At 65.7% G+C, this 9,912-nt stretch carries 9 protein-coding genes and 1 pseudogene; 3 read left to right on the top strand and 7 right to left on the bottom strand.

Going from position 1 to position 9,912, the window contains the following annotated elements:
* Positions 1-237 (bottom strand): annotated as a pseudogene (locus FNL14_RS01815) (hypothetical protein); the annotation flags it as partial.
* Between the two features lie 231 nt (positions 238-468).
* On the opposite strand from FNL14_RS01815, the gene FNL14_RS01810 reads away from it, so the two are divergent.
* Positions 469-1,413, top strand: a complete 945-nt coding sequence (locus tag FNL14_RS01810; RefSeq protein WP_142057170.1) for an A/G-specific adenine glycosylase — start codon at positions 469-471, stop codon at positions 1,411-1,413.
* 86 nt (positions 1,414-1,499) lie between these two features.
* Positions 1,500-1,991 (top strand): hypothetical protein, encoded by a 492-nt coding sequence (locus tag FNL14_RS01805; protein ID WP_142057168.1) that lies wholly within the window; start codon positions 1,500-1,502, stop codon positions 1,989-1,991.
* Between the two features lie 8 nt (positions 1,992-1,999).
* Here FNL14_RS01805 and FNL14_RS01800 read toward each other — a convergent pair whose 3' ends face one another.
* The 5 genes from FNL14_RS01800 to FNL14_RS01780 form a co-directional block, all read right to left on the bottom strand.
* Entirely contained in the window at positions 2,000-2,179 is a 180-nt protein-coding gene (locus FNL14_RS01800) for a hypothetical protein (protein ID WP_142057166.1), read from the bottom strand.
* Positions 2,180-2,270: 91 nt separating this feature from the next.
* Positions 2,271-2,966 carry a dihydroxyacetone kinase phosphoryl donor subunit DhaM gene (dhaM, locus tag FNL14_RS01795; protein ID WP_142057164.1) on the bottom strand — a complete coding sequence of 232 codons (696 nt, stop codon included), beginning with the start codon at positions 2,964-2,966 and terminating at the stop codon, positions 2,271-2,273.
* The gene (dhaL, locus tag FNL14_RS01790) at positions 2,963-3,595 is read right to left on the bottom strand and encodes a dihydroxyacetone kinase subunit DhaL (protein ID WP_142057162.1); all 633 of its coding nucleotides are present in this window, start codon (positions 3,593-3,595) and stop codon (positions 2,963-2,965) included. Before dhaL ends, dhaM begins: the two co-directional genes overlap by 4 nt.
* Positions 3,596-3,597: 2 nt before the next feature.
* The gene (gene dhaK / locus FNL14_RS01785; RefSeq protein ID WP_142057160.1) at positions 3,598-4,599 is read right to left on the bottom strand and encodes a dihydroxyacetone kinase subunit DhaK; all 1,002 of its coding nucleotides are present in this window, start codon (positions 4,597-4,599) and stop codon (positions 3,598-3,600) included.
* Positions 4,600-4,907: 308 nt separating this feature from the next.
* A complete protein-coding gene (locus FNL14_RS01780; RefSeq protein ID WP_142057158.1) occupies positions 4,908-5,417 on the bottom strand; it encodes an amino-acid N-acetyltransferase in 510 nt (169 codons plus the stop codon).
* Between the two features lie 228 nt (positions 5,418-5,645).
* On the opposite strand from FNL14_RS01780, the gene FNL14_RS01775 reads away from it, so the two are divergent.
* A complete protein-coding gene (locus FNL14_RS01775; protein ID WP_181762515.1) occupies positions 5,646-7,106 on the top strand; it encodes an amino acid permease in 1,461 nt (486 codons plus the stop codon).
* Between the two features lie 270 nt (positions 7,107-7,376).
* On the opposite strand, the gene FNL14_RS01770 is transcribed toward FNL14_RS01775, so the two are convergent.
* Positions 7,377-9,500, bottom strand: a complete 2,124-nt coding sequence (locus FNL14_RS01770) for an alpha/beta fold hydrolase (protein WP_142057156.1) — start codon at positions 9,498-9,500, stop codon at positions 7,377-7,379.
* Positions 9,501-9,912: the final 412 nt, after the last annotated feature.

Raw genomic sequence — 9,912 nt, 5'->3', positions numbered from 1 at the left:
GGGTGACGCCGTCGGGGTGGGTGCGGGAGCAGAGGCCGACGGCGATGCCTGGCCGGAGGGGTCAACGGACGCGGTTGCGCCGGCGGCCGGGTCGGTTGATGATGCCTGTTCGGACCCGCCGCTGAAGGCGCCGGCGAGGGAGAATCCGCCCACCACCACTGCGATCACCAGCAGCAAGGCCGCACCCAGGAACAGCCGGCGCCGGCGGTACACGGCAGGGCTCGGCTTGCGGATCATGCTGGATCCGGATGCCGTCGTCCCGCCACGTGATGAATTGCCTTGCCTGCCCATCCTCCTAGGCTAGAGAACCGCTGCCGATCTGCTTTGCCACCACGCCGCCGGCAGCCCCATCGCTCTGGTCACATCCAGCCAGGCGGCAGGGCCATATCCCGTTTCGGGCTCCGGAATCTGATCCATTACAGTGTTGGGATCGATACTGAAGCCTTAACCACCGCCGCGCCTGCCCGTTTGCCTTCGGAGCCGGAACTGCAGGAGCTGCATTCCCGGATCAACGCGTGGTTCGCCGGCATTGCCCGCGACCTGCCCTGGCGGGAGCCCGCCTGCTCTCCATGGGGTGTGCTGGTCAGTGAAATCATGCTGCAGCAGACCCCCGTGGTCCGGGTGCTGCCCGTCTGGCGTGAATGGCTGCAGCGTTGGCCCACCCCGGCCGGGCTGGCCGGCGAGCCGGCAGGAGAGGCAGTGCGTTCCTGGGGTCGTTTGGGCTATCCGCGCCGTGCACTGCGGCTGCACGCGGCAGCGGTTGCGATCGCCAAGGATCACGACGGCAAGGTTCCGGACAACTACGCCGACCTACTGGCGTTGCCGGGAGTGGGCAGCTACACGGCCGCGGCGGTTGCGGCCTTCGCCTACGGGCGCCGCGAAACCGTAGTGGACACCAACATCCGCCGGGTACACGCCAGGCTGATCTCCGGCGTGGCGCTCCCCGCTCCGGCGCTGACCGCCGCGGAGATGCGCCTCGCGGCCGGGCTCCTTCCGGACGACGACGGCACATCGGTGCGCTGGAACGCTGCAGTGATGGAGCTGGGGGCTCTCGTCTGCACCGCCCGCGCACCCAAATGCGGTGACTGCCCGGTCCGGGACTCCTGTGCCTGGCGCGCTGCAGGTGAGCCGCCGCCGTCGTACATCCCGAAGGGACAGGCGTGGCACGGCACCGACCGCCAGGTTCGCGGAGCCGTGATGGCCGTGCTGCGCGAGGCCGAGGCGCCGGTGCCGGCGGAGATGTTCCAGCGGGAGCCGGCGGACCTGGGCTTTGCGCCGGAGGGGATCGGGGTGCCCCTGGCAGCCCTGCACAGGCTCAACTCCGCCCCGGAGCAGCTGGAGCGGGCGCTGGCGGGGCTGCTTGCCGACGGCCTGGCCGAAGTGCAGCACGGCGGATACCGGCTCCCCGGTTAGACCCTGCAGTGTGGCCACCATAACGATGTCTGCATCACTTCAACCCTGACCGCAGGCAGGCACGGCGCCCGGCTTTACGCTGAAGTATGGGCAAGCGCGGACTGCTTTTGGCGCTGGTAACGACGGCGGGACTCGCCACTGCGTGCGGGCCGGGCCCCGGTGCAGTGCCCTGCCCGGCCATCGCCCAGGCCACAGCTGTATCGGTCACAGTCGCGGCGGACTACGCGCCGCAGGTGGAGAAGCTGCACCTCAAGGCCTGCCAGGACGGGCAGTGCGAGGAAGAAGACGTGGAGCTGCGCCCTGGCAGTGCATCGGTCGACCAGGGCTGCACGCCAGAGGGTGTCTGCTCGGCCACTTCATCCCCGGACGGGACAAAGATCGCCACACTGTTCCTGGAGAGCCTGACCGAATCCCCCATGTCGGTCACCGCAACGTCCACGGCACCGGACGGGTCACCACTGCCCGTGCGGACCATCGATTTCCGCCCGCGCGGCGACTACCCGTTTGGCGAGCAGTGCGGCCGGTTCATATCTGCGTCCGTGCTCCTTGACGCCGCTGGGCTGCGGGAACAGGGCTGATCCTGGAACTAGAGCTGGAACAGGGCGGGCTGGCCAAAGTCCTCCCCGGATGAAGCTTCGGGTCCGGCTCCCGCCGCTCCTTCCGGCAGCCATTCGAAGCCAAGGTCGGCGAGGAGCTCCTCAACGGACATTTGCCCCTCGAGCACTTCGATATCGGGGGTGGTGTCTTCAAGGTCCGGCCGTTCCATGGCATCGAGCATATTCGCAGCAGTCCGCTCCGGCCCTGCGAACACACCGCCCGGCCATCATCCGGATTTGTGCAGTCGATCGCGGTTGGGCTTACGGCTCGCCGAAGCCGGCCTGCACCAGCCCGCCAACGTAGTTCACGGCGCGTTCGGCGTCCGCACCCCAGGCTTGAACATGCAGCACTGATCCCTTGCCGGCCGCCAGGGTCATCAGCGCTGTCATGGAGGTGGCATCCACGCCGTTGACCTGGACTTCCGCGTCCAGGGACGACAGGCCGCCGGCGATCTTGGCCGCTGGCCGCGCATGCATGCCTGCCTGGTTGATGAGCTCAAAGTCGCCGGTAAAATCGGGCCCGGAACCGGTGACGGAACCTTCCGCCACCTCCTGGACCGCAGGGCTTTCGGAGTGCCGGGCGGGGCCGCGGACGGCTTCCGCTGCCCGCCTGACCGCCTGCACATCGCCGCCGCCCTGGGCGGCGACGGCAGCGGCCACCAGCCCTTCCACCAGGGGCGCGTCCGCCAGCAACACATCTTCGGGGTTCTCCGCGAATTCCAGGGCTGACTCCGCGGTCATCACGGCGGATCCCAGATCAGTGAGGATCACGGCACCACCGCCGTTGGGCACCTGGTCCAGTGCGGCCATGACCTTCTCCAGGCTGGTGCCGATCCGGCCGTCAGTGGTGCCGCCCGCTGGCAGGATAACGACGTCAGGCGCCATTTGCGCGGCAAGTTCCGCGGCGCCGTCGGCAATCTTTCCACTATGGGACACCACCACGATGCTGACGGTCACGCAGCCGCCTTCGCCGCTGCACGCATGATCAGGGCACTGGAAGCCGCGCCGGGATCGCGGTGCCCGGCGCTCCGCTCCCCCAGGTAACTTGCCCGCCCCTTCCGCGCCACCAGTGGGTCAGTAGCCACTGCTCCGGCCTCGGCCGCTTCTGCCGCGGCGACGAGGACGGTCAGCGGGTCAGTGCTGCCGTTTCCGGCTGCCTTGCCGGCCGCTTCAGCCGCCGGCGTCCAGGCGTCCACCATGGTTTTGTCCCCCGGCTCCGCTTTCCCGCGGGCCACAATCCCGTCCCGGGCTGCGGTGAGGGCACCGGCCCAGGCGGCAGGATCGATCTCGGCGGCGTCACCCAGGGACGTGGCAGCGCGCAGGAACGCAGTGCCGTACAGCGGACCGGCGGCCCCGCCCACTTTGGACATGAGCGTCATCGCCGTGAGCTTCAATGCGGCGGCCGGGGTTTCCGGGGGTGATTCGGACAGTTTGTCCAGGACGGCCTGGAAACCCCGGTCCATGTTTTCGCCGTGATCTGAATCCCCGATGGCCCGGTCCAGCTCGATCAGCTCCACCCGGTGCTCCGCCATGGCCTGCGCGCACAGCGTCAACCACTTCACCGTCCAGTTCACATCGAGGACCACGGCTACACGCCCCAACGCAGGGCCGCGGTGTGTACCGGCGCGTCCCACAGTTCAGTGAGCTCATCGTCCAGCCTCAGTACTGAGATGGAGCAGCCTTGCATTTCCAGGGCGGTGATGTAGTTGCCCACCAGGGAGCGCTCGACGGCGGCGCCCCGGTCCGCGAGCACCTGCGCAGCCCGCCGGTACACGATGTACAGCTCGCTCAGTGGAGTGCCGCCCATGCCGTTGACGAAGAGCAGCACCTTGTCCCCGGACGTGATGCCGAGATCGGACAGCACGGGCTCCAGCAGCCGGTCCGTGATGCCGTCCGCGTTTTCCATGGGGATGCGGTGCCGGCCGGGCTCGCCATGAATTCCGATGCCGATCTCGATTTCGTCCTCGGCCAGGTCGAAGCTGGGCTTGCCCGCGTGGGGAACGGTGCAGGCCGTGAGGGCCACACCCATGGTGCGGACGTGGCTGTTGACCCGCTCGCCGATTGCCGCCACCGCGTCGAGGTCATCGCCGCGTTCGGCGGCGGCCCCGGCAATCTTTTCCACCAGTACGGTTCCGCCCACCCCGCGGCGGCCCGCCGTGTACAGGGAGTCCTCGACTGCAACGTCGTCGTTGACCAGGACGGTGCGTACGTTCACGCCCTCGGCTTCGGAGAGTTCCGCTGCGGTTTCGAAGTTCAGGACGTCACCGGTGTAGTTCTTCACGATATGGACGACGCCGGCACCCGAGTTCACGGCGAGCGTCGCGGGAAGGATCTGGTCCGGCGTGGGCGAGGTGAACACCGCCCCCGGTACGGCGGCGTCGAGCATTCCCCGGCCCACAAATCCTGCGTGAAGCGGCTCGTGGCCGCTGCCGCCGCCGGAGACCAGGCCCACTTTCCCGTTGACCGGCGCGTCCTTGCGCGTGACGAAAATGGGGTCTGGATTGACGGTCACGAGCTCTGGATGTGCCTGGCCAAATCCCTGCAGCGATTCTTCAACTACCGACCTTGGATCGTTGATGAGCTTTTTCATGGCGTTGCTCCTGGGCATGGTTCCTGGAGGATGACAGTCTGACCCTACTACCGGCCCATGGCGGGGCGGTAGGGTCCGGATTCGCGCAGACGCAGAAAAGGGACAGCCCCCAATGACCGTCCCTTTCCGTGGGCCCCCCAACCCGGCCGCAGTAAGTTTATCCATCAAATCGAGTAAAACCAAGCAGGTCAGACGGGTATCTTTGTATTTTTGGGCTGCAAAAGGGATGCTGGCGGGCCGGTCGGAATGGGCTTCCGGGAGCCGGTCCGGGCCGGAGTTTTAGCAGAGGAGTTCGGGCAGGGTTTTCGTCAGAGGAACTTGATCATGCGGGTGTTGCCCAGGGTGTTCGGCTTTACCCGCGCAAGATCGAGGAATTCCGCTACGCCTTCGTCATGGGACCGCAGCAGCTCCGAGTACACCATGGGGTCCACAGCCGATTGATCTGCCATTACTTCGAAGCCGTGGCGTTTGAAGAAGTCCACCTCAAAGGTGAGGCAAAAGACGCGTGCCACACCCAAAGCACGGGCTTCCTCAAGCAGGCTCTCCACCAGCACGTGGCCGACGCCCCTACCGCGCCAGTCTTCGGAAGCAGCCAGGGTCCTCACCTCGGCCAGGTCTTCCCACATCACGTGGAGCGCTCCGCAGCCGATCACGTCGCCGCCGTCTGCCTCGGCGATGCGGAACTCCTGCAGGCTCTCGTAGTAGGCCACCGTCTCCTTGGCCATCAGAATCCGTTGCTCTGCCAGCGGCGCAACTAGTTTCTTGATCGCGGACACATCACTGGTGCGGGCAGGGCGGATATGGAAGGACTCGGTCACAGAGCAATCCTAGTTCCCGCGGCCGCCCCCAGGACTCAGCTCTCCGATTTCGTCATACGGCTGCTGAGATGAAGTTTTGCTTACCCTCAACTGTGCGAAGCGGGGCAGATAGCGAAGAGTTAGGAGCTCACATCCGGCAGCGTTTGCGGACGCGGACTGCGAACAACCAGTGTTGCGGATGTTACCCACGTCACCCTTAGAGGTGCAGCCGCACGACCCGGAGGAAAAATGGCCATAGGCTCCCCCACGCTGACCGATGAACCATTGGTGCACGACGAAAAACAGGGCCTTCGGCGGTCCATGGAGGCCCGCCACCTGGTGATGATTGCCATGGGAGGTGTCATAGGGTCCGGCTTGTTCCTCAGTTCGGGGTACACCATCGCGCAGGCGGGGCCACTCGGAGCGATCATCGCCTACCTGCTCGGCGCCGTGGTGGTGTACATGGTCATGGCGTGCCTGGGCGAATTGGCTGTGGCGTACCCAGTGTCCGGTGCGTTCCACATCTACGCAGCCAGATCCATCGGTCCAGCTACCGGTTTCGCCACCGCCTGGCTTTACTGGCTCTGCTGGGCAGTTGCCCTGGGCTCGGAATTCACCGCAGCCGGCCTTCTGATGCAGCGCTGGTTCCCTGGGGTGGATGTCTGGATTTGGTGCCTCATTTTTGCAGCCGTGCTGTTCACGCTGAACGCGATCTCTTCCCGGGTCTTTGGTGAATCGGAGTTCTGGTTCGCGCTGATAAAGGTCGCAGCCGTCATCGGGTTGATTGTCCTGGGCGGTGCAGCACTGCTCGGCTTTCATCCACTGGCCGAAAATGGCTATCCGTTCCTCGGCGAAAACCTCAATACGCCCCAAGGCCTGTTCCCCAACGGAATTACGGGTGTCCTGATTACCACGCTTGCGGTCTTCTATGCATTCTCAGGGTCCGAACTCATTGGGGTGGCGGCTGGAGAAACGGCCAACCCGGCAGTCAATATTCCAAAGGCGATGCGGACCACCGTTATCCGCCTGATGATTTTCTTTGTTGGGGCCATCGCTGTTATCGCCGGTACGGTGCCCTACGCGGAAACCTCCCTGGAACAAAGTCCCTTTGTCACCGTCTTTGCACAGCTTGGCATTCCCTACGCGGCCGACATCATGAATTTCGTTATCATCACGGCCCTTTTGTCCGCCGGGAACTGCGGCCTGTTTTCGTGCGCCCGGATGCTCTTTTCCCTGGCCGATGAAGGCCACGCTCCGAAGGCCCTGCAGAAACTCACAAAGCGCGGCATTCCCTTGCTTGCCCTGTGTGTGAGCATGCTGGGCGGCCTGGCTTCGCTGATCAGCAGCGTGGTGGCACCAACCACGGTCTACCTGGTCCTGGTCTCTGTTGCCGGGTTCGCCACGGTGGGCGTCTGGATGTCCATCACGGCGGCTCACTTCTTCCACCGCCGGAACTTCCTCCGAGAGGGCGGGGACACGGCGTCACTCCCCTACCGGGCGCCGCTGTTCCCGCTGCTGCCCATGGCCGCGTTTATCCTCTGCGTCATCTCCCTGATAGGCATAGGCTTCGACCCCACCCAGGCGACAGCCCTCTACTTCGGAATCCCCTTCGTAGCAGCCTGCTACGCCTACTTCCACTTCAAGCACGGCCGCGGAAAGAAGACGCCCAAGCAGCAAGACCCCGAGCGCCAAAAGGTCAACATCCCCTAACTCACAAAAAGTAAGGCGCGAACGATCCGGCAGCTGAGAGATAGGGCTCGAACGCAGACCCGGGCATAAGGCGACAAGGAGGCGGTGCCTATCTTGCCTCATTGCCCAGGCGACCCTAGGCAAGAGGCACGGGGCTGGGACATTTATGTAGCTTGCGTCAGAGCGACGGAGGAGCAGCAAGCGGTAAATGTCCCAGCCCCCGAGCCGGACCCAGCCAGACCCCGCCGGAGGCGATCAGAGCGTCAGACAGGAATCGGGAGCCGGAGGCGACTAGAGTCCCAGTTCGGAAGGCAAAGGCACATTCTGGTCCAGGACGTTCCGGGCCAAAAAGTGCTCTACGACCCCGTACCAAACCTTCGCGTGCTGTGGCTGCAGGACCCAGTGGTTTTCGTCGGGGAAGTATAGGAACCGGTGCGGGGTCCGGCCGTCCTGGTCTGCGGCAAGCTGTGATTTGGACAGCAGTTCGTACCAGAGCCGCAGCCCTTCCCCGATGGGGACGCGGTAGTCCTTGTCTCCATGGATCACCAGCATGGGGGTGCTGATTTTTTCGACGTGCAGATGTGGCGAATTTTCCATGGCCATCTCTTCGGTCATTTCCTTGAGCCAGTATTGGGAGGCGTCGGTGGTTGGGCCGAACTGGTCCAGCGCCCAGAGGCTCGCGTGGGTCACGATGGCCTTGAACCGGTCCGTCTGGCCTGCAACCCAGTTGGCCATGTAACCGCCGAAGGAGCCGCCCATGGCGGCGGTGCGTTCCGGATCGATATCGGGTCTGCTGACAGCCGCATCAGTGGCCGCTATCAGGTCCGTGAACGGCGTCTTGCCCCACGCACCCCAGCCGCGCTGGATGTAATTCTGGCCGTAACCCGTTGAGAGCGCCGGGTCAGGCAGGAGCACCGCGTATCCCTTGGCGGTGAGCAGCCACGGGTTCCAGCGCCACGTCCAGGCATTCCACGATCCCAGCGGGCCGCCGTGGATCCACAGGAGCATCGGGGCCGGGGACTCCGCGGACGCTCCTTCGGGCAGCGCCAGGTAGGCCGGAACCCGGGAACCGTCAGCAGCTGTGGCCGCGATCCGTTCAAGCCGGCCGGACCGCGCGGGACGGTCTGCGGGGGCCGGGAGGCGGGTCGCTTCCCCGGTCTGCAGGTCGATGCGGACAGCCTCAGGGGGAAACTCGTAGGAACTGCGGAGGGCATAGGCATGGCGTCCCTCGGGCGAGATGACGACGTCGGTGTACGCCGACGCGTCCTGCGTCACCCGGGTGACACTCACTTCAGCGGCAGCCGCCGGGACGCTGATCCGGAAAACCGGCGACGCGCCGTCGTCGTCCGCGGTGACCAGGAGGGCGGAACCGTCCGGCAGCCAGGCTGCGGGCTTGGCCCAGCGGTCCCAGTCATGCGCCAGGGGCGCCAGCCGGTCCGCTCCACGCTCCACCCCTTCCGATACGTCCAGGAGGTGCAGTTTGACCTGGGGAGCCTGGTGCGGGGTGCTGTCACTCTCGCTGACAACCACCAGGGTGTTGCCGTCCGGGCTGACGGGGCCCGGGAAGTAGCTCATGCCCTCCTGGTCCAGGAGCACGTTGGTGGTTCCGGAAGCCACGTCGACAGCCACGAGGATGGAGCGGCTGTCCGCCTTCGCCAGCGGCTTGGCGTAGCTCGCGTAAATGGTCTGCCCATCGGGGCTGACGGCGGTTTCGGCCTCGCGCAGCCGGGGTCCCGCCTCCGGAGTAAGGTTCCTTAGTGCCAACGGGGCGGCTGCGTCCACAGTGGCGGGCTTTCCGGGTTCCTGCTCTTTTCCAGGCTCGACGGCGAAAATCCGCGGCTGCCCCGGCCCCAGGTCCGCGTCCCAGTACCGAACCGGATATTCGCTGTGCAGGATGGCCGAGACTTTGTTGTCCTTGCGCGACTTGCGGCGTTCGGCGTCGTCCTCCTCATCCGCAGAACCGGCAAGGACCTCCGCCACCACGAAGGTGGCGTCAGCCTTCCTGGCGGTCAGCACGGAGCCCACACCGCCCGGGCGGTTGAGCACCACGCGGGCCTCACCGCCGCCAGCCGGCAGCAGCCAGAGGGCGTTGACGGGGTCTCCCTCGGGGCTCTCGGGATCGGGCCGCGCGGAGGTGAAGTAGACGTCACCGTTGGCTGCGAACGCAGCCCCGGCCTCCCCCTTGGTGCTGCGGGTTATCCGGCGGGCCTGCTTCTGCCCGGCGGGATCAAGCTCCCACAGCGCGGTGGCAAACTCGGTGCCCTTGCCGTTGAGGGTGGCCACTGTAGTGACCAGCCTGCTTCCGTCCGGGCTCAAAGCCAGCCCGCTTACCCGCGGGATGGAGAGGTAATGGTCAAGATCGTGAAAAGGGGTCAAAGGTCGCTCATCCGGGATCACCGGTTCCAAGTTAGCCATGCCCCCGATTCAACCCGAGTTGTGCTTCCCGTCACAACCGCCACGCTCAGCCGGATTTGTCTTCGTAGCCAAGCGCGGTCCGGCACCGGGTGCGTTCCCGCGGCTGAGTCCGCTCCGGCCCCGGCGCCCTCGCTTGTGCCTGAGAAACGATCCGAAGCAGGAGGCTTTCCGTAAGTGCGGCCCTGCCCCGCATGAACGGTGTTGGGCAGCAACGGTTCTGCGGGGAAGGGCCGCCCGTGCGAGCTCAACCTGGGGATTCCCCACAGCCGCCCCCCACGAGGTGCCGGGCATCAGGGATTTATGTAGGCGCCGTCAAAGCGAGGAACGAGCAGGCGCCGGGAAATCTCTGATGTCCGGCGCCGAACCCCGCCGGGGAGCGAACCCAGCCACGGACGAAGCGCCGGACTAAACC

The sequence above is a fragment of the Pseudarthrobacter sp. B4EP4b genome (assembly GCF_006680095.1).
Taxonomy (GTDB): Bacteria; Actinomycetota; Actinomycetes; order Actinomycetales; family Micrococcaceae; genus Arthrobacter.
This window is presented reverse-complemented; position numbering and strand designations above follow the sequence as displayed.

Bases quoted from the DNA above. Each gene is read 5' to 3' on its own strand.
- FNL14_RS01805 (WP_142057168.1), top strand. From the start codon at position 1,500: ATGGGCAAGCGCGGACTGCTTTTGGCGCTGGTAACGACGGCGGGACTC.
- FNL14_RS01800 (WP_142057166.1), bottom strand. From the start codon at position 2,179: ATGGAACGGCCGGACCTTGAAGACACCACCCCCGATATCGAAGTGCTC.
- dhaK (WP_142057160.1), bottom strand. From the start codon at position 4,599: ATGAAAAAGCTCATCAACGATCCAAGGTCGGTAGTTGAAGAATCGCTG.
- FNL14_RS01775 (WP_181762515.1), top strand. From the start codon at position 5,646: ATGGCCATAGGCTCCCCCACGCTGACCGATGAACCATTGGTGCACGAC.
- FNL14_RS01770 (WP_142057156.1), bottom strand. From the start codon at position 9,500: ATGGCTAACTTGGAACCGGTGATCCCGGATGAGCGACCTTTGACCCCT.